The sequence below is a fragment of the Aestuariivirga sp. genome (assembly GCF_044238155.1).
Lineage (GTDB): Bacteria > Pseudomonadota > Alphaproteobacteria > Rhizobiales > Aestuariivirgaceae > Aestuariivirga.
In genome coordinates this window covers 35393-58241 of record NZ_JBIIDX010000001.1, presented here as the reverse complement: position 1 = coordinate 58241, position 22849 = coordinate 35393, and the positions used below count along the sequence as shown (strand labels likewise).

20 protein-coding genes are annotated in these 22849 nt (G+C 58.5%); 15 read left to right on the top strand and 5 right to left on the bottom strand.

What is annotated here, in order from left to right; all coding sequences use genetic code 11:
• Window positions 1–72 precede the first annotated feature (72 nt).
• Both ACILRN_RS00260 and ACILRN_RS00255 read left to right on the top strand, forming a co-directional pair.
• Window positions 73–1080, top strand: coding sequence for an ELM1/GtrOC1 family putative glycosyltransferase (locus ACILRN_RS00260; protein WP_395684595.1), 1008 nt, complete (start codon window positions 73–75; stop codon window positions 1078–1080).
• A 74-nt stretch (window positions 1081–1154) separates the two neighbouring features.
• The gene (locus ACILRN_RS00255; RefSeq protein ID WP_395684579.1) at window positions 1155–2069 is read left to right on the top strand and encodes a hypothetical protein; all 915 of its coding nucleotides are present in this window, start codon (window positions 1155–1157) and stop codon (window positions 2067–2069) included.
• Window positions 2070–2104: 35 nt separating this feature from the next.
• On the opposite strand, the gene ACILRN_RS00250 is transcribed toward ACILRN_RS00255, so the two are convergent.
• On the bottom strand, window positions 2105–3460 hold the full coding sequence (locus ACILRN_RS00250) for a surface carbohydrate biosynthesis protein (protein WP_395684578.1): 1356 nt from the start codon (window positions 3458–3460) through the stop codon (window positions 2105–2107).
• Window positions 3461–3614: 154 nt separating this feature from the next.
• Here ACILRN_RS00250 and ACILRN_RS00245 point away from each other — a divergent pair, with 154 nt between their 5' ends.
• The 9 genes from ACILRN_RS00245 (at window position 3615) to pseI (ending at window position 13103) form a co-directional block, all read left to right on the top strand.
• Entirely contained in the window at window positions 3615–4349 is a 735-nt protein-coding gene (locus ACILRN_RS00245) for a hypothetical protein (protein ID WP_395684577.1), read from the top strand.
• 266 nt (window positions 4350–4615) lie between these two features.
• Entirely contained in the window at window positions 4616–5614 is a 999-nt protein-coding gene (gene pseB / locus ACILRN_RS00240) for a UDP-N-acetylglucosamine 4,6-dehydratase (inverting) (RefSeq protein ID WP_395684576.1), read from the top strand.
• Window positions 5614–6756 carry a UDP-4-amino-4,6-dideoxy-N-acetyl-beta-L-altrosamine transaminase gene (gene pseC / locus ACILRN_RS00235; RefSeq protein WP_395684575.1) on the top strand — a complete coding sequence of 381 codons (1143 nt, stop codon included), beginning with the start codon at window positions 5614–5616 and terminating at the stop codon, window positions 6754–6756. The genes pseB and pseC overlap by 1 nt, the downstream gene beginning before the upstream one ends.
• Window positions 6757–6759: 3 nt before the next feature.
• Window positions 6760–7401, top strand: a complete 642-nt coding sequence (locus ACILRN_RS00230; RefSeq protein WP_395684574.1) for a class I SAM-dependent methyltransferase — start codon at window positions 6760–6762, stop codon at window positions 7399–7401.
• Window positions 7394–8221 carry an aldo/keto reductase gene (locus ACILRN_RS00225; protein WP_395684573.1) on the top strand — a complete coding sequence of 276 codons (828 nt, stop codon included), beginning with the start codon at window positions 7394–7396 and terminating at the stop codon, window positions 8219–8221. The genes ACILRN_RS00230 and ACILRN_RS00225 overlap by 8 nt, the downstream gene beginning before the upstream one ends.
• Window positions 8218–10242 carry an aminotransferase class III-fold pyridoxal phosphate-dependent enzyme gene (locus ACILRN_RS00220; protein WP_395684572.1) on the top strand — a complete coding sequence of 675 codons (2025 nt, stop codon included), beginning with the start codon at window positions 8218–8220 and terminating at the stop codon, window positions 10240–10242. The genes ACILRN_RS00225 and ACILRN_RS00220 overlap by 4 nt, the downstream gene beginning before the upstream one ends.
• Window positions 10243–10244: 2 nt before the next feature.
• A complete protein-coding gene (gene pseG / locus ACILRN_RS00215) occupies window positions 10245–11342 on the top strand; it encodes a UDP-2,4-diacetamido-2,4,6-trideoxy-beta-L-altropyranose hydrolase (protein WP_395684571.1) in 1098 nt (365 codons plus the stop codon).
• Window positions 11339–11980 carry a formyltransferase family protein gene (locus tag ACILRN_RS00210; RefSeq protein ID WP_395684570.1) on the top strand — a complete coding sequence of 214 codons (642 nt, stop codon included), beginning with the start codon at window positions 11339–11341 and terminating at the stop codon, window positions 11978–11980. Before pseG ends, ACILRN_RS00210 begins: the two co-directional genes overlap by 4 nt.
• Window positions 11981–12047: 67 nt before the next feature.
• Entirely contained in the window at window positions 12048–13103 is a 1056-nt protein-coding gene (gene pseI / locus ACILRN_RS00205) for a pseudaminic acid synthase (RefSeq protein ID WP_395684569.1), read from the top strand.
• 45 nt (window positions 13104–13148) lie between these two features.
• On the opposite strand, the gene ACILRN_RS00200 is transcribed toward pseI, so the two are convergent.
• Genes ACILRN_RS00200 through ACILRN_RS00190 form a run of 3 tightly spaced genes read right to left on the bottom strand, consistent with a single transcriptional unit; the run spans window position 13149 to window position 16595 of the window.
• Window positions 13149–14060: a sulfotransferase domain-containing protein gene (locus ACILRN_RS00200; protein WP_395684568.1), complete on the bottom strand. Its 912-nt coding sequence runs from the start codon at window positions 14058–14060 to the stop codon at window positions 13149–13151.
• Between the two features lie 60 nt (window positions 14061–14120).
• Window positions 14121–15482, bottom strand: coding sequence for a sugar-transfer associated ATP-grasp domain-containing protein (locus ACILRN_RS00195; protein WP_395684567.1), 1362 nt, complete (start codon window positions 15480–15482; stop codon window positions 14121–14123).
• 36 nt (window positions 15483–15518) lie between these two features.
• Complete coding sequence (locus tag ACILRN_RS00190) at window positions 15519–16595, bottom strand: mitochondrial fission ELM1 family protein (protein ID WP_395684566.1); 1077 nt, start codon at window positions 16593–16595, stop codon at window positions 15519–15521.
• Between the two features lie 135 nt (window positions 16596–16730).
• Between ACILRN_RS00190 and ACILRN_RS00185 the strand changes: the two genes are divergently transcribed.
• The 3 genes from ACILRN_RS00185 to ACILRN_RS00175 are packed head-to-tail and all read left to right on the top strand — an operon-like array spanning window position 16731 to window position 19850.
• Complete coding sequence (locus tag ACILRN_RS00185; RefSeq protein WP_395684565.1) at window positions 16731–17657, top strand: hypothetical protein; 927 nt, start codon at window positions 16731–16733, stop codon at window positions 17655–17657.
• Between the two features lie 8 nt (window positions 17658–17665).
• A complete protein-coding gene (locus ACILRN_RS00180; protein ID WP_395684564.1) occupies window positions 17666–18847 on the top strand; it encodes a glycosyltransferase family 4 protein in 1182 nt (393 codons plus the stop codon).
• Window positions 18837–19850 carry an ELM1/GtrOC1 family putative glycosyltransferase gene (locus tag ACILRN_RS00175; protein ID WP_395684563.1) on the top strand — a complete coding sequence of 338 codons (1014 nt, stop codon included), beginning with the start codon at window positions 18837–18839 and terminating at the stop codon, window positions 19848–19850. Before ACILRN_RS00180 ends, ACILRN_RS00175 begins: the two co-directional genes overlap by 11 nt.
• 12 nt (window positions 19851–19862) lie before the next feature.
• Here the strand turns inward: ACILRN_RS00175 and ACILRN_RS00170 are convergent, their stop codons facing one another.
• Complete coding sequence (locus ACILRN_RS00170; RefSeq protein ID WP_395684562.1) at window positions 19863–22304, bottom strand: FAD-dependent oxidoreductase; 2442 nt, start codon at window positions 22302–22304, stop codon at window positions 19863–19865.
• A gap of 223 nt (window positions 22305–22527) precedes the next feature.
• Here ACILRN_RS00170 and ACILRN_RS00165 point away from each other — a divergent pair, with 223 nt between their 5' ends.
• Window positions 22528–22788: a hypothetical protein gene (locus ACILRN_RS00165; RefSeq protein ID WP_395684561.1), complete on the top strand. Its 261-nt coding sequence runs from the start codon at window positions 22528–22530 to the stop codon at window positions 22786–22788.
• Window positions 22789–22849 lie beyond the last annotated feature (61 nt).

Genomic DNA, 22849 nt, shown 5'->3' with positions numbered 1-22849 from the left:
CATTCTCTGATTTCCTGTCGAAAATCACTTCAAACCGTTCTAATGAGTTAGCGGATCAAGAGGAGGTAAACACTGCCAAGCCTATGGGTTCTGACCGGGCCAAAGGCCGGTGACAATTCGCAGATCCTGCGCGCAGCCGAGGCTTCCCGCCTGCCTTATGAGATCAAGACAATTGTCATACGGAAGGGACAGCAGGGGTTGAAACCCCGTGTCCGCCCGACGATCCGTCACCTTGACGTCGTCGCTTCGGATCCACTGGGTCCGCCTTGGCCAGACGCGGTCCTGACCATCGGCCGTGATCTCTCGCTCGTAGCGCTCTGGATCAAACAGCAATCCGGAGGTCGCACACGTGTAGCACTTTTCAATGCAGCCAAGGGAAGGGCATCTGCCTTCGACCTGATTGTTCTGCCGCCCTATTATCGGGCATCGGGGCATTCCAACGAACTGCAAATTCGCATGCCTCTGATCGGTATTGACCCAAGTCAGGTCGAAGCGGCGCATGCAGCCTTTGCGGCACAGTTCGATGTGCTTCAGCGGCCACTCAGCGTTCTTCTCCTGGGAGGCGACATGGGGTTACGGAAACTTGATCCGAACTTTGCCATTTCCGTGCTGGGCACCATGCAGCAAAGCTTTGCGTCTAGCGGCAGCATTTACGTGTCGGCTTCGCGCCGTACGCCAAACAAGGTGGCAGTTGCACTTGAAGCCCATCTCCGACCACAAGATCGGCTCTTCCGCTGGGGAACACCTGACATCGAAAACCCCTATCTCGGCCTTCTCGCCCATGGAGACAACTTCGTTGTGACGGCAGACAGCCTCTCAATGATCATTGAGGTGGCAAGACTCGGAAAACCAATGATGATAGCGGAACCATCCATTCGCACTGGTTTGACCGGCTGGTGGGACAGGCTGGCTGTGGCGTTCCGCGCACGTGACCTCAGAAGGGCAATCGTGCCGCTTTACGAAAGCGGGCACGCAGCAGTTCTCGGGAAGGTGTTCTCCCGTCCAGCAGAACCGTTGCCGGACGATACCGCTCGCGTTGCAGAACGACTCCGTCAGCTTGTTCTGGGAAAGGTTGAGTAACTGGATAAGTTTTGCTATCGCGAAGTGTATGACCTCTGGACGTCATCCGCAAGACATTTGGAAGGATTAACGCCATGAAGCCCACCATCTTCATTCACACCAATGAGAAGCAAAGCATCGGCGCGCTCGTCTCAAAATACTCATTTGAAAGATTTTCTGCTGATCCGTCTGCTTTTGACGTACGCCTGATCGAGACCACCAACTATGCCTGGATGAAGAACCGCGAAGGCCAAGCTTATCTGCGCGACGGGCTAAAGCGAGAGTGGCTGAATGAAGACCTTCAGTCCTTTACTGTGCTGCGCTTCGCGCCACCTGAGCTCATGAATTATCAGGGACGCTCACTTGTCGTTGACCCAGATGTCTTCTGTATTTCCGACGTCAACGAACTCATAGCGCGTGACATGAGGGGAGTTGCAATCATGGCACGCCACCGTGCCGGCAGCAAACAGGATGTCTGGGCATCAAGCGTTATGCTGCTCGATAACACCAAGCTTGCACACTGGAATGTGCGTACAAATTTCGAGGAAATGTTTGAATTTCGACGCGACTATATGAAGTGGATCACGCTGCAACTCGAGCCACAAGAGACGATTGGGCTGCTCGAAACGGTCTGGAACGACTTTGATCAGCTTTCCCAGCAAACACGAATGCTTCACAACACCAAGCGCCTGACCCAGCCGTGGAAGTCAGGACTGCCGGTAGACTTCCGACCACCCGAAACCAAGGGCGCATTTACACCCAAGAATGTTTATCATCGCCTGCGTCGTAAATTTTTCGGCGAATACGGTTTGATGGGAAGCTACAAACCGCATCCTGACCCTAAACAAGAGCGACTATTCTTCGGATTGCTGCGAGAGTGTTACGATAAGGGCATCGTAACCGATGGCTTGATCCGGCACGAAATGAAACTCAACCATGTTCGACACGATGCATTGGATTTGATGCTTCGGACACCAACCCTGGACGAACAGCCACTTTTTGCAGTGTAACAGCAATTCACTTAACCAACTCAAGACACAAGACGTCATCCGACCCTGATTATACGCGGCCCAAGCAGGCTGACAGGCACTTTTTCGAAACGCCGAAGCGTCTGGACAAATAGGGACTTTGCTTCAAGCACTTCACGTTGATCAAATGGCGGGAACTTCCAGGAAGTCCAGTTCTGGGGACCGAAGCCAGCCATCGACAAGAGTTTGTAAGCATCGACACGGTAGGGCATTACCCTAAGACGCGACCCTGGCTCATCAGACCAAAGATCGCCTTTCCGGAGCAACGGATTGTCGAGCGCATCCCAGATATCTACAATTCTCTCAGCCGCAAACCTTCCCGTGATCGCAGCCAGCCTTGTACTCAATACAGCCAGGTCAGACGACGTTGTATTCCTGTGTTTCGAACAAACGACTTCACTGACGGCTGTTTCAAGCTCATCGTAGGTGCGCGCACAAAGCCCCAGTCTCTTCGGGAAAACTAGATCAGAATTATGGTTGATAGCAGGCTCGTAACTGACCAGAGGTACACCGGAAAGAGCGGTTTCCAGAGCACTTGTACATCCGTGATTTACAACAACGCGCGCATGTCGGATCCACGGCGAAATGCTTCCCTCCGACTTTATAGAGAGATTTTCCCGCGGGCGCAGAAGCTGCCTCCATAGATCGGGAGATTCCGTCGGATGAGGACGTACGATGAAGTCCAGCGCAGGAAATTGACGAGCCAGACGTCTGAACGCGGTTATGAACTCCCAACCAAGCTCAACGCCCTCCTGCCAGTAGCGGTAGGTGCGCGCCTCCCAAGCATCCCCTACCGCATTTTCCTCAATGTAACCCATTCGGCAGAGCCGCTTGATTGATACTGCAAGATCATCGCGGCTGAAAATGCTGCTGAAGTTAGACGGCAGCAACACATAGGGCCGGGGATTGGGATTCGCCTTGCTAAAATATTGGGTGAGTTCAGAGCGCCAAATGTCAACTCTTGGATTGCCAGTGACATGAAAGCGGTCACGGAATGCTGGAAAGGCTTCGTTCATGTGACCGAAGTCATGGGGTCCCCAGAAGAATACGGCATCCGCAAGCCGCAAGGACTCCTCCGAGTAGCGCTTTTTGGCAAAAGCCGAATAATCGCCCTGCAGAATACCGCTTTCCTCGTCAATACTCGTTACGAGAAAACCGCGCTCTTTTGAATTCTTCATCATGAGAAGCTTTTCCGGCCGCGGGGTCAGGCTCTTATCAAGTATTATGCCGGGAGCCAGAAGACCTTTGCGGAGTAATGGCTTCAAGTTACCCAACAGCACGGTATGTCCACGTTCTGCTGCTATCAGGGCCAGCAAAAATCTTCCGTCGAACTCACGCTTCTGTATTTCTATGTTGATGTAAATGCGCGCCAATTCAGCACCTCATGAGCTGTCGGGCTTGCTCAGCCTTGACTACGATTGGACAAACTGACGAGAGCTACCGCGCAACCTCGAGTCGCTCTGTATCTTACGCATGAGGGCGGTTCAACATTTTTCTAGCAACCCTTGATCTGCCTCAATTCAACATTTGCAAGACCTTTATGCTGTTCCGCATCGCTATACCTTCGTGCTGCTGTTGACCACAGATTATGAGCCCGGTAATCATCCTATTCGTAACCATGAATTTTTTGATTCCAATAGAGGGCGGGCTTTTGCCTTTGATAGCATCATGATGAGACAAAGCAGGCGAGCAAGCAAACAGCTTCTTTGGATGTGGGTCGAAGAATTGATGAGGGAATCACAGGGATTCAAATCTGGGCTGGATATTGCTTGTGGTTACATGAAAAACAAGCCGATGTTCAAGACAGAGAACTATTTTGGCCTTGATGCTGATGAAGAACGGATTGAGACGGGCCAAGCCACGACTGGGGGAAGAGGCATCGTCTGCAAGATCGAAGACATTCCACCAGACATAAAAGGCGACTTTGTGGTCTGTCTTGAGACAATCGGGATAAACACTCGATTTGATGAAGGAAATGCGGTGATTGCCTATGAAAAGTGCGTTCATGCTACAAACCGCGGAGGATCTCTTCTTGTAAATGTGGGGCCAAGAGCAAGGGATTATTTTGGCGCTATAGAGAAGATCGCTTCAGACAGTTTTGTGGAAGTTGAAATACGGGAATACGGCAGGGCGTCGGAAAAACGGCACAGAACCATCGCAAATCTACTGTCCAAATTATATTTGCTCTTTCCTTTTCTTGCCAAGAGCAAGACTACGCCTCACCTGCTGATTTATTGCAAAAACCGACGAGATGGGAATTGACCGAGAAATGGTGCGTCTGGTGCCATTTGCACGAGCCCCACTTTGGACTTTGGTGGTGAAGTGCTCTTAAGATGTTGATAATGTGAGATTATTCATATTTTTACACTCTTCGTATCAACCAGGCTGAGGACTAGGCTGGTTCTATGGCTTGCCTCCAGCGGTAAGGAACTATAGGGGTATCGCGTTTTGGTCTTCTGCCGCTACCGCTGGTACTGGCACGTGCTTCGGATTGCCGGAGCAACTGGAAAACATACAAGAGTGGACCTATGCTATCCAACTCCATCATATTGATAACCGGCGGTACAGGCTCTTTCGGCAATGCTTTCTTGCCGATGACCCTGATGCGTTTCAATCCCAAAAAGATCATTGTCTTTTCGAGAGATGAAATGAAGCAGTGGGAAATGGCCAAAACATATGGCTCGGATCCAAGAGTGCGCTTCTTCATTGGTGATGTTCGGGATCGTGAACGGCTTTATCGCGCCTTCGATGGAGTGGACTATGTGGTTCATGCTGCCGCTACCAAGATCGTGCCAACAGCTGAGTATAATCCGTTTGAGTGCATCAAGACCAATGTAACTGGCGCCATGAATGTGATTGACGCTGCAATCGACAAAGGAGTGAGGGCGGTGGTAGCCTTGTCAACCGACAAGGCTTCTGCACCGATCAATCTTTACGGCGCATCCAAGCTGGCTTCCGACAAGCTGTTTGTAGCTGGTAACTCCTATTCTGGCGAGCACAAGACCCGGTTCAGCGTCGTCCGATACGGTAATGTGATGGGCTCGCGCGGCTCGGTCATTCCTTTCTTTATGTCAGTCAGAGACAAGGGTATACTTCCCATTACAGACCCACGCATGACCCGTTTCATGATCAGCCTCGAACAAGGCGTTGAGCTTGTCTGGCACGCTTTCGAAGACATGGTTGGCGGCGAAGTCTATGTGAAGAAGATACCATCAATGAAAGTAACAGACATCGCGCGGGTCATAGCACCCGATGCCAAGCACGAGATCGTGGGAATTCGCCCAGGAGAGAAGCTTCACGAGCAGATGATCGGAGCCGAAGACGCGTCACATACATATGAATATGATTCCTATTATAAAGTATTGCCAGCAATCAATAATTGGTCTGCAGACAGCAAGCGGATCAAGAATGGAAAGGCAGTTGCTGAGGCTTTCAGCTACACGAGTGATGGCAACCCGGACTGGATGACCCCGGACTCTCTTGCGAGGTGGATTGATCAGAACCGGTCCAAAATCGGGGCCATATAATGATTCCCTATGGACGCCAAACTATCACAGAAGCGGACATCGATGCGGTGGTCAAGGTCTTGCGTTCGGACTTCCTCACCCAGGGACCTGCGGTGCCAGCATTCGAGCAGGCTGTTGCGGACCGGGTTGGGGCTGCCCATGCCATCGCTGTGAATTCGGCAACTTCGGCACTGCACATCGCGTGCCTTGCACTGGGGCTTGGCCCGGGCGATCAGCTATGGACTTCGCCTATCACTTTTGTTGCCTCTGCCAATTGTGCGGTTTATTGTGGCGCATCAGTCGATTTCGTCGACATTGACCCATTAACCTACTGCATGAGTCCTGATGCCCTAGAGGAAAAACTTTTGGTGGCTGCACGTGAAGGCCGGCTGCCAAAAATCATCGTTCCAGTTCATTTCGCCGGCCAATCTTGTGAAATGAGTCGCATCGGTGTCTTGGCGAAGAAATATGGAATTTGCGTGATAGAGGATGCCAGTCATGCGATTGGCGCCAGCTATCACGGCAAACCGGTTGGCGACTGCAGATGGTCAGATATCTGCATATTCAGCTTTCATCCTGTAAAGATCGTAACCACAGGCGAAGGAGGAATTGCGACCACCCAAGATGCTGCTCTCGCCGAGCGCATGCGCATGTTGAGGAGTCATGGCATTACCCGCGATCGCGATAAAATGTCACGCTATGATGGCTCTTGGTATTATGAACAAATTGAATTGGGATGGAATTATAGGCTTACCGACATTGCTGCTGCATTAGGCACCAGCCAGATGATGCAGCTCGATCATTATCTATCAGCGCGCCGCGCCCATGCGGCAGCCTATGATGCAGCGCTGGTCGATCTGAATGTTATACGACCGCATCAGCATCCAGACACTCTGTCAAGTTGGCATCTTTATGTGATCCAGGTTGATCCTGATCAACACCGCACGATTTTTCAGGGACTGCGCAAACATGGTATTGGGGTCAATCTCCACTACATACCCGTCTATCGGCACCCATGGTATCAGCGCATGGGATTTAATTCGGATAACTTCCAATCTGCTGAGAGCTACTATGGTCGCGCTATAAGCCTTCCGATATTTGCTACACTCACCGAAAACCAGCGGGAACGAGTGCTTGCCGTTCTGGCCCGCGAGACAGGCTGACACATGCGCCAGCGAGACGCTTTTCTTCGTGGCGAAGGCGATGCGTGGTTTCTTCGAAACAGCGCAGCTGTTTCGCGAGGTGTTTCAGATGACGATCGCATCGTGGCCACTCTGCGCCATATTTCAACCATCTCGGAGATTAGGCGAGTCCTGGAGGTTGGGTGCGGCGCCGGACAACGCAGCGCTGCAATCGCTGCTGCTAGTACTGCAAAGGTGAGCGGCATTGATCCGTCTGTTGCCGCAGTATCACATGCACGGAAGTTGGGGGTCGATGCCCAAGTGGGCACAGCCGACGCCCTCCCGTTTGCAGCTGGTGAATTTGATGTGGTCATATTTGGTTTCTGTCTCTACCTGTGCGACCGAGACGATCTGTTCCGTATCGCCGCAGAAGCTGACCGCGTCTTAGCTACTCCGGGCTGGCTGGTGATCCACGATTTTTTCTCAATCAGTCCAGTGACCAGGCCCTACCACCACAAGGAAGGCCTTTGGTCGTTCAAAATGGACTATCGTCGACTGTTCGACTGGCATCCCAGCTATGTTTGCCTATCGCATGAAGTCTATCATCATTTGTCGGACAAGCCGACCGATGACGCCCACGAGTGGGTGTCTGTATCCCTTTTGCGCAAGCTGTCGGGTCATGACTGAGCGACTGGCCTTAGGCACGGTGCAGTTCGGCATGGATTATGGAGTTGCTGGCTCCGGCCAAGTGCCCCGTTCGGAAGTTGCGCGTATATTGTCGCTAGCCAGAGCCGCAAGTATCAATACGATTGATACCGCGGAGGCCTATGGCTCTGCTGAGTCCGTGTTGGGACAGGTTGGCATTTCAGGTTTCAACGTGGTGGGCAAAGTCGGAAGACTTGAACACATTGAGGAACTGTCATGTCGCATAAATGCGAGCGCTGCGCGCCTTGGCATCGAATGTTTTGAGGCAATCCTCCTCCATGCTCCGGCACAAATTCATGAAGAACCTCGTCTTGCCTCAGCGCTGGCCAGCATCAAAGGGAATGGTCTCACGCGGGCTATCGGTTTTTCGGTTTATGAACCGGATGAGCTCCGGGCGCTGTTGGGGCGCATGACGCCAGACATTGTGCAGATACCACTCTCCGCGCTCGACGCCCGCTGGAATGACATGCTTCTCCAACTGGCCTCCGACGGCGTGCGGGTGCATGCACGCTCGGTATATCTGCAGGGATTACTCACACTTAACGAAACACCGCGGTGGGCCAGCCGCTGGGGTGGCCTACTGTCTGACTGGCGTGCTTGGGTGGCTGCTCAGGAGACAACACTCGCGCAAGCCGCACTCGCGCTCGCGATGGCCCGACCTGTCGAGCGGGTTGTGATTGGTGTCGATAACGCCGTGCAGCTTGCCGAAATTCTAGATGTCCCTAAACTTCCGCCACTGCCAAATCATCTCACCACGACCGATACGCGACTTCTTGACCCGAGATGCTGGCCAAAGTCATGACTACTATCGCCATCATCCAAGCCCGCATGGGATCCAGCCGTCTTCCAGGAAAAGTAATGCGGCTTCTCGCAGGAAGACCAGTCATCGACTGGGTAATCAACCGGACACTGCGGGCGCGAATGCTGGACAAGGTGGTCGTCGCTACCACCGACCAGCCATCGGACGACGTGCTAGCTGCACATTTGGCAGCACGCAAGATTGCTGTCGTGCGCGGAAGTGAGCGAGACGTACTGGATCGTTTCGCACGCGCTGCCGCTTCCCACGCAGCCGACTTTGTAGTGCGGATCACAGCGGATTGCCCACTGACTGATCCAGCACTGATCGATGCGGTGATCGCGCTGCGTCAACAAGAAGACGTTGATTATGCCAGCAACATCGATCCCGCGAGCTATCCTGACGGATTGGATATTGAGGTATTCACGGCTGCCGCACTGATGCGCGCAGCAAACGAGGCCTCTTCCGCTTTTGATCGAGAGCACGTCACGCCCTATCTCCGCAGGGGATCGTTCCGCCGCGCCTGCCTAAGCAATCTGGAAGATCTATCCTATATTCGTTGGACTGTGGATGAGGCAGCCGATCTGAATGCTGTGGACGCTCTTGTCTGCAACCTTGGCGGACGTGACGATTTCACCTGGCAGCAAGCTCTTTTCGCTTGGCAGGCCAAGCCTGAGGAGTTTCTGTTGAATCGGGGCATTTCCCGTAATGAGGGAGCCAGCATGGGCAGCGGGCAAAAGTTATGGAAACGAGCCAAACAGATTATTCCTGGTGGAAGCATGTTGCTGTCCAAGAGAGCAGAAATGTTCGCGCCAGAACAATGGCCTGCCTATTTCAGCCGCGCCAAGGGATGTACCGTCTGGGACATGGACGGACATGCTCTCATCGACATGAGCCTGATGGGGATTGGCACCAACACACTGGGTTACGGGCATCCGGAGGTTGATGCCGCAGTGCACTCGGTGATCGACAGCGGCAACATGACGACCCTCAATTGTCCAGAGGAAGTATGGCTTGCCGAAAGATTGATCGAGATCGCGCCCTTCGCGGGGATGGTGAGGTTTACCCGTTCTGGCGGTGAGGCAAATGCCGTTGCGATACGCATTGCGCGTGCTGCCTCGGGCCGGGATGGCGTGGCGGTGTGTGGTTACCACGGTTGGCATGACTGGTACCTATCGGCCAATCTCGGCAGCGACGACAGCCTCGCAGGACACCTGCTGCCCGGACTGAACCCAGCAGGCGTACCCAAGGCGCTTCGCGGCGTGGTACACCCCTTCAACTACAACGATATTGCTGCGCTGGAAGGCCTTCTGTCCGGCGGTGGTATCGGCGTGATCAAGATGGAAGTCGTGCGCAATGCCGAACCTCACGCTAACTTTCTGCAGAAGGTACGCGAACTGGCAACGCGCCATGGCGTCGTGCTGATCTTCGATGAATGTACCTCAGGTTTTCGTGAGACATTTGGTGGACTGTATCTGAAATATGGCATCGAGCCTGACATAGTTGTGTTTGGCAAGACACTCGGCAATGGCTATGCCATAAATGCCGTGGTCGGTCGCCGCGAAGTCATGGAGGCCGCACAGACTACCTTCATCTCCTCGACCTTCTGGACTGAACGCATCGGGCCCGCCGCAGCTCTCAAGACGCTTGACGTCATGGCGCGCGAGCGTTCGTGGGAGCGCATCACGGAAATTGGCCGAACCATCCGTGGGTGTTGGCAGCAGGTCGCAGACCGTCACAAGCTCGCCATTGATCACAGTGGCCTTCCCGCCCTCGCCACTTTCAGCTTTCCCGGCGCGAATGCGCTGGCGTACAAGACTCTTATCACTCAAGAAATGCTGGCCCTTGGCTTCCTGGCCGCAACCGGCACCTATGCCTGTCTTGCACATACCCCCGAGGTGATTGAGCGATATGCGGAGGCGATTGACAAGGTGTTTGCCCTCATTGCCAAGTGCGAAGACGGGCTCGACGTAACATCGCTTCTCAAAGGGCCAGTGTGCCACGCCGGTTTCAAGCGGATCAACTAGCCATGCGAGTAGCTTTTCGTGTGGATGCCTCAATCGAGATGGGCACAGGGCACGTCATGCGGTGCCTGACGCTTGCAAGCGCACTGCGCAAAGCGGGTACAATTTGCCATTTCATCACGCGCGAACTTCCTGGCAACCTGGCAGCGCACATCAGATCGAAAGGCTTTTCAGTAACCCTCCTGCCGGCACCTCAGGGACCCACACCTGAAGCACCGCCTGCCCATGCCGCCTGGGCAGGAGAGAACTGGCAGAGGGATTCTGCGAGCACCCGCGCTGCACTCTCGGCCGAGCCACCAGATTGGCTAGTATTGGACCATTATGCCTTCGATGAGCGCTGGGAAGATGTAGCCCGCCCCAGAGGTACGAAACTGCTGGTGATTGACGATCTTGCCGACAGGCCGCATCTTGCTGACTTGCTGCTGGACCAAAATCTGGGCCGGAGAGCGTCCGATTACGACCCTCTGCTTCCCTCCACGGCCCGGCGGATTGTCGGTCCGCACTATGCGCTGTTGAGGCCGGGTTTTGCGGCTCTGCGCGAGGCGTCTCTTGCAGGCCGTGGGGAGCGGAAACCCCGGCGCCTGCTCATTTCCATGGGGGGGGTTGACGTTGCCGATGCCACCTCGCGCATACTGCTAGCCATGAAAACCGCAAACTTGCCGCCGGACGCTAGCCTGATCATCATCATGGGAAATAATTCACCTGCCCTCCCCCGCGTCAGGAAGCTGGCGGCCGAACTGCCATGGTCGGCCGAGGTCGCCGTCAATGTCAATGACATGCCTAGCCTCATGGCTGAGGCGGACCTAGCGATTGGGGCTGCCGGTACGACAACCTGGGAGCGCTGTTGCCTTGGACTGCCCACCATCATCACGGAAACTGCCGCCAACCAGGCGGGTATTGCCCGCAACATGATCGCCGCGGGCGCCGCCCTATACCCTGGTTCCTTGCTGGCCGATGATTTTCCCCACCGCCTACGTCGAGTACTGGAACAGGCCATGTTACCCGACTGCCTTGCCGCGCTTTCTGCGCACTCGGCTAGGATCTGCGACGGTGGCGGAACGGAGCGCGTTGTCGCAGTCATGAACGCTGGAACGGCACCATGAAGATCGACCTTCTCTGTTCGAGCCGCCATCACCCGGTCATTCCCTGGCTCGAGACCTGGCGTGACCAGCAGACACCCGGCGATGAAACAACCCTACTGCATGAGGTGGAGAAGCTTGGCGGTGGCGATGTGCTGTTCCTCATTTCCTGCTCCGAGATAATCCCGGCCGAACGGAGGGCCCTCTACGGGCATGTCATCGTCCTGCACGCAAGTGACCTGCCGAGAGGCCGAGGGTGGAGCCCACACGTCTGGGCTATCATCGAAGGCGCTCACACCCTGACCGTTTCCGCAATCGACGCGGCAGAGAAAGTCGACAGTGGTGATGTTTGGTCAAAGAGAACTTTCGAGGTAGCCCCACATGCACTCCACGAAGAGATCAACGCCGCTCTCTTCGCCAACGAACTGAAGTTGATGGATGAGGTGATAGGCATGATTCGGCAGGGAAGAATTCCAGTGCCGCAACCTGAGGTCACAGCAAGTTATTACCGAAGGCGCATACCTGCAGACAGCGAGATCGATCCGGGCAAATCGATTGCCGAACAGTTCGACATACTACGCGTTTGCGACCCAGAGCGCTATCCCGCGTTCTTCCACTTGCACGGGCACGTCTACGAAATCCGCCTCAAGAAATTGAAATGAAACCGTTGCTGTCCAGTCCATTGCTCAAGTCCATCACCTTAAACGCGGTTGCGAGACCCAGAACGACATGACACCAAAAATCATCATCAACGGAAGAGAGATCTCGGCCGAGGCCCCTCCTTATGTGATCAGCGAACTCTCCGCCAATCACAACGGACGCCTCGAAGCAGCCCTCAGTATTATCGACGCCGCCCAGGCGGCCGGGGCCGATGCTGTGAAGATCCAAACCTACCGGCCCGATACGATAACCCTGCGTTCCAACCTACCGGATTTCCAGATCCAGGATGGCCTATGGGCGGGGCGCACACTCTACGAGCTCTATGAGTGGGCCCATACGCCCTGGGAATGGCACGAGGCACTATTCGCACATGCGAGAAAACGCGGCATTACGTTGTTCTCCACGCCGTTTGACCATACGGCGGTAGACTTCTTGGAAGAGCTTCGCGCACCTGCTTATAAGATTGCGTCGTTCGAGGCGGTCGACCTTGACCTCATCCGCTATGTCGCCTCGAAACGCAAGCCGATGATTATCTCAACTGGAATGGCTGATCTCGAAGAGATCAAAGAAGCCGTGGCTGCGGCGCGGGAAGGCGGGTGTGAAGAACTGGCCCTGCTGCACTGCGTTTCAGGCTATCCGGCACCGCCAGAGGACTATAATCTTGCCACCATTCCCGACATGGCAAGGCGTTTTGGCGTGCCGATCGGACTTTCCGATCATACGATCGACAATACGACAGCCATAGCCAGTGTGGCGCTGGGCGCCACCATAATCGAGAAGCACATGACGCTGGATCGAACTGGTGGAGGCCCAGATGACAGCTTTTCACTGGAACCGGCGGAATTCGCGCAACTCTGCAGGGGTTCGCGCACTGCCTGGAATGCTTTAGGCCAAATTGACTATGGGCGGAAATCGAGCGAGGTCGGCAATGTCATGTTCCGCCGCTCCCTGTATTTCGTGAAAGATATGAAAGCCGGCGAAACCGTAACAAGATCCGCGGTACGGAGCGTGCGTCCTGGTTATGGACTGGCGCCGAAGCACATTGACGAGGTGATCGGATCAGTCATGACCTGTGCAACAGCCGCAAACACACCAGTTGGCTGGGACAAGATAGCCAAGCGTTAGGTAGGTGAGGAAAGCAATACCAAGCTTTTTGAAGCCAAAAGAAACTCACTGATAACCGAATACTGCCGAGAGCCGTCCTCTGACCATGGCATCAAGAGTTGCTGCCTCATCCGCACTCACATAGTCACGCCACCCGCCGACCTTGGCGCGGCGGACCTTGAAACTGGAGGGATCGTTCGCGTCGGCGGGCCTGAGGCTGCGATGGGCGCTAGCATTTCGGGCGTTTTCGAGCTCCATCCGGCGCATGTTATCAACCGATGCAAAGGTGACAGCGTCTTTCAGTTCCTCGCTGGTTGGATGCTGGCCGAAAAACTCCAGTACCCGGCGCAGTTCACCCTGGGTATCTGCCCGCAAATCCTCGTACTTAACAACGAGAAGGTGCGGCATGTCGCCAATCTCCTTCGCCCAGGCGTTCATAAAATCGATAATCTTGGGAATGCCGGATTGATCACCAGACACAAAACTGTAAAGCCCGTCATCATTGAGGGGATAATTGTTGATCACTTTCTTGCGCGGCGCGATGCGATGCTTCCACTGGAAATATTGTGACACCGCGGTATCTCGCGGGTCGCGCACGAGCAGGACAACCGGGGCCTTCCCGTAGAGCCGGGACTTGTGGTCATGTCCGGCATAGTCCTTGAGATAGTTATCATGCGTAAAAAACAGGACAGGTACACTGGGGTTACGGTGGCGGAACTCATCAAACTCGCTGATGCCTTCGCCTGCGTAACCATTGCGTTTCGCGAAGTAACGCCAGATCAAAACCCTCAGCCAAGTCCGTCCGCTCTTGCCAAACGACACAACAACTCCATCGGCACTAGCGAGTTTCTTGGAATCCTCATAACCGCGAAACCACCGCTCCGCCCGGATGCCAGTCTCGCGGGGAAGCACTGCGGAACTGGCAGAAATGAGACGGCGCACACCGGTGCGGAGGTCATAAATGTTGGGGAGCTGCATATTGCGGATTGCTACTCTGAGTTACGTGCCGGTGGGCAATAGCAAATCGGGCCGTCAGCTTCAACGCATTGCTGTAGTCGGACATTCAGTATGGGAACCGCGCCCCACCCCTGCCACATTGAAGCGCAACAGGTCCGCAATCCGGCTTTCACCGGCAGGCCCTTGCTCAGCGCGCTGGTGGATGTCGAGGTCGGGCCTGCCGTTGCCTTCGATGACCATTGCGCCGTCGGCGAGCATGGCAATATCCCAGCCCACGACCACGCGATCAGGGAAGGCCTGATGCGCCCGGATGCCCAGCGCCACCACTTGCCGCCAGTGCGGCAGCGTGCGGCCCGCAAACCGCGCACCGCTGACCGGGTGGGTGTCACGCCAGCCAACGCCTGGACTGATGCCGAGATCGGAAGCGATGCCGATCTGGCCGGTGCCAAGATCCACCGCAGTGGCCAGCCCGCCCTGGTGGAAATTGTCGACCACCTGATTGCCGATCGCCATGCGGAAGGCGGCCTTGACGGCCTCCGGCTGGCCCTGCTCGTTGCGGCACGTAAGCAGGCGCACGGTGGCCAGCGCGCCATTGGCGATGTCATCAAGCACGGGATCGTTGGCCAGCCGCGGCTGCACCAGAAAGTCATCCTTGAGTGACTGGAGCTTGAGCTTATCCATCAAGGCCGCACGGTCGAGTACCTCGCCATGGGCGTTGCGGTAGCGCCCGTCACCGATGCAGTCCCAGCGTTCCATGCGGTGGCCGCCGGAACCTGAGCGCGGCTTCACGAACAGGTCGCTGGGCGGCAGCTCATCAACACCGCCGGCAAGCTGCTGCGGCAGCCCACGGCTGAAATGCATCAGCACAGGCACCGCCCGCACGCCCTGCCGGTGGCAGTGTTCGGCAAACCAGATCTTGTCATCCAGGTGATCGGCCCCCGGGGGCGGCTGCAGCGCCCCGTAAGCCGGGCCAATCGTCTCGTGAGCGGTGAGGTAAAGCCCGGCCCGCTGCCTGCGCTCGGGCAGATAGAGCTCGAACATGTAATACCAGAAGGGCGCAATGCCGAAGCGCAGCGCCATCGCCACCTGACCCAGCAGCTGGGCTGGAACGCCGATGCCAGTGCGTGCGGCAATCGCCGCGCCATTGCGCCTGGTAAACAGCCACAGCGTGACGACCAGCGCCAGCGGCCAGACGAGCGCTGCCAGCACGGCCTTGACCGGTCCCCACGGCAACCGCCAGTAATTCCAGGCATAGTAGCGGTGAAGATAGTCAGCAGACGGAAGATCAGCCGTGGGCCGTGGCGCGAACGCGTGCCTGAGCGCCACCGGCAGGCCCGCGACCAGATAGGCCAAGGCCTCTGCCTGGCGCAGCAGCGCCTTCCAGGCCGCCCCCCTGAGGCTGACCCACCGGTCGGCAAGGCTCTTGTGGCTATGGGCAGGCATCAGGTCAGCATTCCCGGGCAACGGCTGGATGGCGCCTCATAGGCCAAAAAGGCTGCGGATGCGAGCCACCGCGCGGGCCAGCTCATCGCCGGGCGGGGGCACCGGGGCCTGCTGCGGCGCGCCAATCCACTGGGCATGGCCGGCGGCCACCAGCTGCCGGTGCACGATGCGCAGGTCGCGCGAGAAACGCGCCGGCGCATGGTTGATGAGCAGCCGGAACAGCGTGGTATCAAGGCTGCGGCCACGCCAGCCAATTGGCGCGGGCTGCGGGGCGCTATCTTCGGCGCGCATGGCATAACGCCCATGTTCAATGTCAAACAGCAGCACCGGCTTCCCGGTGCTGACGGCCTCGGCCATCATCGATACTGAATCGGCCGTAACGATGATGCGGCTGGCAAGCCCCAGGAAGGCATGAAACGGGTTTTCGTCCGCCGCCTTGGTCCAGCGGTGCAGGTGGCAGGGCACCCCGATCGCCGCCAAGAGTGCGGCTGCCGCCGCCTCGCTGGTGCGGGCGCTGGTGGTGACAAGGAGAGCGCCACCCTCGGCTGCAGCGATGTCGCTTGCGGCACGCCCGAGCCGGGCGGCTGCCTCCGGCGTCATCAGATAGGGGCCGCTGCGCCCACCGACCAGAACAGCCGTGAGCGGCAGTGGCAGATGCGCCAGCCGCCCTTGCCAGCGCGCCGCCGCATCTGCCAGCAGGTTTGGCGTTGCATCATGCAGCGGCAAGAGATTGTGCAGAATGTTCCGGGCCTGCGGCAGCCGGTACTGCGGCGTGGTGATGATCAGGTCGAAGTGACGATGGGCGGCCCAGGGAGTTCCGAGGAAGACAATGCGGCAAGAGGGCTTCTGCCTGCGGATCCAGAAGGCCACCGCCTCGGCGGCGCGGCCGGAGCAGATGATCAGATCGGGCCAGGGCGGGGCCAACGGGCTCGAACGGGCACGGTCGACGCCAGCGAGACTGGCAAGGCTCAGCAGCCGGGCCAGCGGTTCCCAATTGCGGTAGACGAGCTGCTTGACCTCGGAGGGCCAGCCGAGGCCCGCTGCCAGGGCCCGGAGCTGGGTGTTGTCGCCGGAATGCGGGCTCTGCACCACCCAGACCCGTGGCGGGCTCACCTGTTGACCGGGATTCCCGTTTGATTGCAAAAGCTTGTGCCCTTGTGACCGATAGCCGCCCGATGGCAGCGTTTGAACCGCCGGTCAGTACATGATACACGGGCGTCGAGTAAGCAATAGTTTCGGAGATCTGTCATGGCTGCGACCGGACATGCGGGCGCCACTCGGCCCCATATCTTCATCCAGACCAACAACAAGCAGTCGATCGGCGCCATCGTCTCGGCCTATTCGATGAAGCGCAATTCGGCGCATGCCGACCAGTTCGACGTCACCGTCATGCAGCAGGAAGACTACCCCTTCTTCGCCAAGCGCGAGGGGCAGACCTACATGCGCCATGGCGTGAAGCGCGTCTGGCACGAGAATGACCTGCAGTCCTTCACACTGACCCGCTTCCTGCCGCCGCAGCTGATGGGCTATCAGGGCCGCGCCCTGGTGGTGGATCCGGATGTCTTCGCGGTTCAGGATGTATGGGAGCTGCTCAGCCGCGACATGAAGGGCAAGGCCATCATGTGCCGCGGCTCGAAGTTCAAGAACGGCGCCTTCGCCTCGAGCGTCATGCTGCTCGATTGCGCCCGGCTGAAGCACTGGGACGTGGAAAAGAGCTTCAACGAACTGTTCGAGGGCAAGCGCGACTATCACAACTGGATCTCGCTGCTGATGGAGGACCGCAACAGCATTGGCACCTTCGAGGACGAGTGGAACGACTTCGACAAGCTCACCCCGGCGACCAAGATGATCCACAACACCAGGCGCCGCACGCAGCCATGGAAGACCGGCCTCAAGGTTGACTATACGCCCACCGAATTCGTGCCCGTTATCGGCTGGATCATGCGCATGCGGCGCAAGCTGTTTGGCGATCACGCCTTGCTCGGCCGCTATGCCCGCCACCCCGACCGCAATCAGGAGGCATTCTTCTTCGGCCTTCTGAAGGAGGCTTATGAGAAGGGCCTGGTGACCGACGCCCAGATCAAGGAGGCGATGAGCAACAACTTCATCCGGCATGATTCCTATGACGTCATGAAGAGCGTGCCTCCGCTGGCGCCGCTGAAGGCCGCGGCCTGAGCCCCATCGTGGCAGACGGCACAGGCCAGCCCGGCCCTGAGCTGCGGGTGGCCCTGTTCACCGGCAACTACAACTACATCAAGGACGGCGTGGCACTGACGCTGAACCGTCTCGTGGCATTTCTGGAAAGCCGCGGCGTGCCGGTTCTGGTGTTTGCGCCAGTGGCAGAAAGCCCTGCCTTCGCCTCGGCCGGAGAGCTCGTGCCGGTGCCATCCTTCGCCATTCCGGGCCGCCCCGAATACCGCATCGCACGGGGACTGCCCGAGACCGCAAGGCAGCGGCTCGCGGCGTTCCGGCCAACACTGTTTCACATCGCGGTGCCGGACATACTGGGCTATCAGGCACTGAAGCTCGCAGAGCGCTGGGGGGTGCCCGTGGTTGCCTCCTATCACACCCGCTATGACACCTACCTCCGCTTCTACGGCCTCGGCTTTCTCGAGCCATTGGGCCGGCGCTACCTGCGCCATTTCTACAATCGGGTACGCCGCGTCTATCCACCCTCCGAATCGATGGCCGAGATCATCCGCCGCGACGGCCAGTCGCAGGCGGTGGAGATCTGGGCGCGCGGCGTCGACAGCAGCCTGTTCGCACCGGACAGGCGCAGCATGGACTGGCGGCGGAGGCTTGGCATGGCCGATGGCGAGGTGGTGATCTCCTATGCCGGACGGCTGGTGAAGGAGAAGAATACCGCCGTGTTCATGCGGGTGATGAACCGGCTCACGGCAGAGGGGCGCGCGGTACGGCCACTGGTGATCGGCGACGGGCCGGAACTGGTCAGCATGAAGGAAGGCCTCATGAACGGCGTGTTTGCAGGCTTTCTGCATGGCGAGGAGCTGGCAACGGCCTATGCCTCTTCCGACATCTTCTTCTTTCCAAGCGAGAGCGAAACGTTCGGCAACGTAACCCTCGAGGCGATGGCCAGCGGGCTTCCTGCCGTCAACGCCCTGTCGAGCGGCAGCAATTCACTAGTGCAGGAGGGAGCCACCGGCCGGCTGGTCAGCGCAGGCGACGAGGCGGGCCTCGCTGCAGCACTTGCCGCACTGGTGAGCGATGCCGGCCTGCGCCAGCGTATGGGCAAGGCGGCCCGGCAGCGCGCGCTCGACTATAGCTGGGATTCCATATTGTCCGGCCTGCTGGCCAGTTACGAGCGCGTGCTGCACGAGGCGAAGAGTACGGCCCATGGCGGATGAGCCGATTGTCTGGCTTCTCTCCGGCGGGCGCAAGGGCGACCTTGACCAAATGCTGGCGCTGGCCCAGGCACTCGGCTGGCCGCATGAAATCAAGACGCTGCGTTTTCGCGGACCATCGCATCCACTGTTTGCCAGCCAGCGCGTCGACAAGCCGCCGGCGGCGCCCTGGCCCGATCTTGTGCTGTGCGCGGAAGCCATGACCAGCGTGATCGCCCGCGACATCAAGAAAAAGTCTGGCGGCCATACACGAATCATCTGCCTCGGACGTCCGGCCGCCGCCAGCCAACACTTCGATGCGGTGCTGACCACCGCGCAGTATCGCCTGCCAGCAGCCGCCAATGTGGTTGAGCTGCAGATGCCGCTGGCTGCGCGGCCGCCAGCCCGGGCGAACGACGAAGGCACCGGCCCGGTGGTTCTGCTGGTGGGCGGACCCGCCTTTCCCGACCAGCTCGACGGCCAGGTGGCCCAGGACCTTGCACGCGAGGCCCTCGCGCATGCCAGTGCCAAGGGCCGCCTGCTCGATGTGCACACCAGCCCGCGCACGCCCGAGGTGGCAATCGCCATGCTGCGGCAGGCCATCACGCCGCCCAACCGGCTCACCGTCTTCGGGCAGCCCGACAACCACTACCGGGCGGCCCTGTCCGCTGCCTCCGAAATCGTGGTGACCAGTGATTCGATATCCATGCTGGCCGATGCGCTGCAGGCTTCACCGCGGGTCTCGGTCTATCCGCTGCCTCAGCGTCGCGGCGTCGAGCTGCGGCTGGGCAACTGGCTCTACCGCAAGGCCGTGTTGGAACGGCGGACAGGCCTGACGCCTGTGCGCTGGCTGTTCGAGACCGGCATGATCGAGACCGCCGCAGACCGCCGGTCACTGATTGAACGCCTCGTCGCTGACGGACGTGTCGGCTGGTTTGGTGCTGGCGCCGCGCGAGGCCGGCCGGGCGCTGCCCATGACGATCTTGACACTGCCGTCCGGCATGTGCGGCAGGTGATGTCACGATGAATGACCTGGTGGTCAGGCTTTCACGCGTTCATTGCCGGGATCGTAGAAGGCTTTGAGGCCGATCTCCGCCGGGAACCGCTCATTGGCAACAACCAGTTCATAGTGCCCGGACAGGAGGAATTCATCGCTCACACCTGCCGCATGCCGCACATAGCCATAGCCGATGCCGCGCTGCAGCGTGTAGCCATAGCCACCCGACGTAAGATAGCCCACCGGCTCGCCGTCGCGCAGGATCGTCTCACGACCGACCAGCACCGCAGCGGGATCGGCAATCAGGAATCCCGCAAGACGTTTGGCAAGCGGCCTTGCGCTGGCCGCCTCAAGCGCCGAGCGGCCCAGAAACGGCGTGTTGGCCCGCATCTTCACTGCCCAGCCAAGGCCTGCCTCAACCGGCGTGTCATTGGGCGTAATGTCCGAGGACCAGGCGCGATAGCCCTTTTCGAGGCGCAGCGATTCGAGCGCGCGATAGCCAACCGGCCTGATGCCGTGGGCGGCCCCCGCCGTCATCAGCGCATCATAGACGCGCCCGGTTTCAGGCAGCGGTATGTGCAATTCCCAGCCAAGCTCGCCCACATAGGTGATGCGCAGCGCACGGAGCCTGACGCCAGCCACCTCGATCTCGCGCACATGACCGAAGGGGAAAGCGGCAGTCGACACATCATCGCGCGTCACCGCCTCAAGCACGGCACGCGCCTTCGGTCCCATCAGCGAAAGCGTTCCCCATTGCTCGGTCACGTCCACCAGGGAGACGGACCCTTGATCGGGAAGGTGGTCGCGGATCCACGCCAGGTCATGGCTGCGAAAGCCGGTTCCCGTCACGATGTAGAACAGATCATCCCTCAGCCTCGCAACCGTCAGGTCAGCCTCGATGCCACCACGACTGTTGAGAAGCTGGGTATAGGTGAGCCGTCCTGCCGGCTTGCTGACGCTGCCTGCACAGATCCACTCAAGCGCCGCCAGCGCACCGGGACCGGAGAGCTCGTACTTGGCAAAACTCGACTGGTCGAAGACAGCGACGGCACTGCGGACCAGGGCGTGCTCGGCGCCAACATGGGCGAACCAGTTCTGCCGGCCCATGGAATAGATATCGCGTGGTTCCACTCCGGCAGGCGCGAACCAGTTTGGCCGCTCCCAGCCAAGCTTGGAGCCGAAAACCGCGCCCTGCGCCTTGAGCCGGTCATAGAGGGGCGAAACGATGCGCGGCCTTCCGCTCTCATACTCTTCATGCGGGAAGCCGATGGTGTAATGCTTGCCATAGGCCTCGAGGGTGCGCGCCATCACCCAGTCACGGTCACGGTGCAGACCCGAGAAACGCCGGATGTCGACGGCCCAGAGATCGAGCGGCGCCTCGCCGGACACCACCCATTGCGCCAGAACCCACCCCGCGCCGCCGCCTGAGGCGATACCAAAGGCATTGAAACCCGCACCCACGAACATGTTGGCGCATTCGGGCGCCGGGCCGAGAATGAAATTGCCATCGGGCGTGAAGCTCTCCGGCCCGTTGATCATGCGTTTGACGCCCACATGGGCGAGGGCGGGAACGCGCGCGATGGCCTGCTCCATGTGCTGCTCGAAATGATCATAATCATCGTCGAACAAACGGAACTGCCAGTCGGCAGGCACGTCTCCCGTGGTCCACGGCTGTGGATTGGGCTCATAGCCGCCCATGACAAGGCCGCCCACTTCCTCCTTGAAGTAGGTGCGCCGGTCCGGGTCGCGCAGGGTTGGCGCATCGGAGGCCAGACCCTCGATGCGTTCAGTGATGATGTACTGGTGCTTCACCGGCTGCAGCGGCACGTTGATGCCGGCCAGCGTGCCCACCTGCCTTGCCCACTGACCCGCGCAGTTGACCACTTTTTCACAGGCGATCACGCCCTGATCCGTTTCGACATGGGTGATGCGGTTGCCGGCCATGCGCAGTCCGGTGACGCGCACATTCTCCATGATGCGCGCACCATGCATGCGGGCACCCCTGGCGAGCGACTGGGTAATGTCAGACGGACTGGCCTGACCATCAGTCGGAAGCCAGCTGGCACCGACGAGATCTGACACATCCATCAGGGGCCACATGCGCCTGACCTCATCGGGCGAGACGAGATGCATCTCCATGCCAAAGCTCTTGGCGGTGGTGGCAAGGCGGCGGTATTCGATCCAGCGGTCCTGGTTGGTGGCCAGCCTGAGGCAGCCTGTCATCTTCCAGCCGGTCTCGAGCCCGGTTTCGGCGGCAAGCCCCTTGTAGAGCTCGACGGAATACTTGAGCACGCGGGTGATCGATGCAGAGGCACGCAGCTGGCCCACCAGCCCGGCTGCGTGCCAGGTGGACCCCGAGGTGAGCTGGCCCTGTTCGAGCAGCAGCACATCGGCCTTGTGATCCCGCGCCAGATGATAGGCCGTCGAGCACCCGATGATGCCACCGCCGATGACAATGATCTGGGCGTGGGCGGGGAGAGTCATGGCAGGTCGTTTCCTTCCCGGTGCAAGGCGCAGGTCATCACCGGCAACACCCATAAGCGCAAACTGATCCGAAGTTCAAGAATCACCCGGCAGGCAAAGGGATGAGTGCTCGGATCAGCAACCGGCCTTGATGGCTTATTGTTTGACGCTCGACCCATCCAGGGGTTGCCTTGGCGATGCGGCGGTTCTAGAAACACCCGGGTCAAATACAAAGGAATTGATCATGCTTAAAACATCCCTGATGGCCACCACGCTGCTCGTCCTGACCAGTGCCTTGGCCAGCGCCGGTCCGGCACCCTCTGCTGAAGAGATGGCAAAGATCGAGGCCACGCTCAAGGCCTGGGGCTGTTCGGCAACGGCGGCCGAGGTGGAAAGCGAAGGCAGCGGGCTTTACGAGATGGACGATGCCAAGTGTGCCGACGGCAAGATCTATGACATCCGGCTCAACCAGGATTTCTCGGTCCACACCATCTCGGCCAATTGAGACACCCTGAACGCGGAACCCGAAGGCCAGCCCTGCGCCTGGCCTTCCTCATCCACCCCGG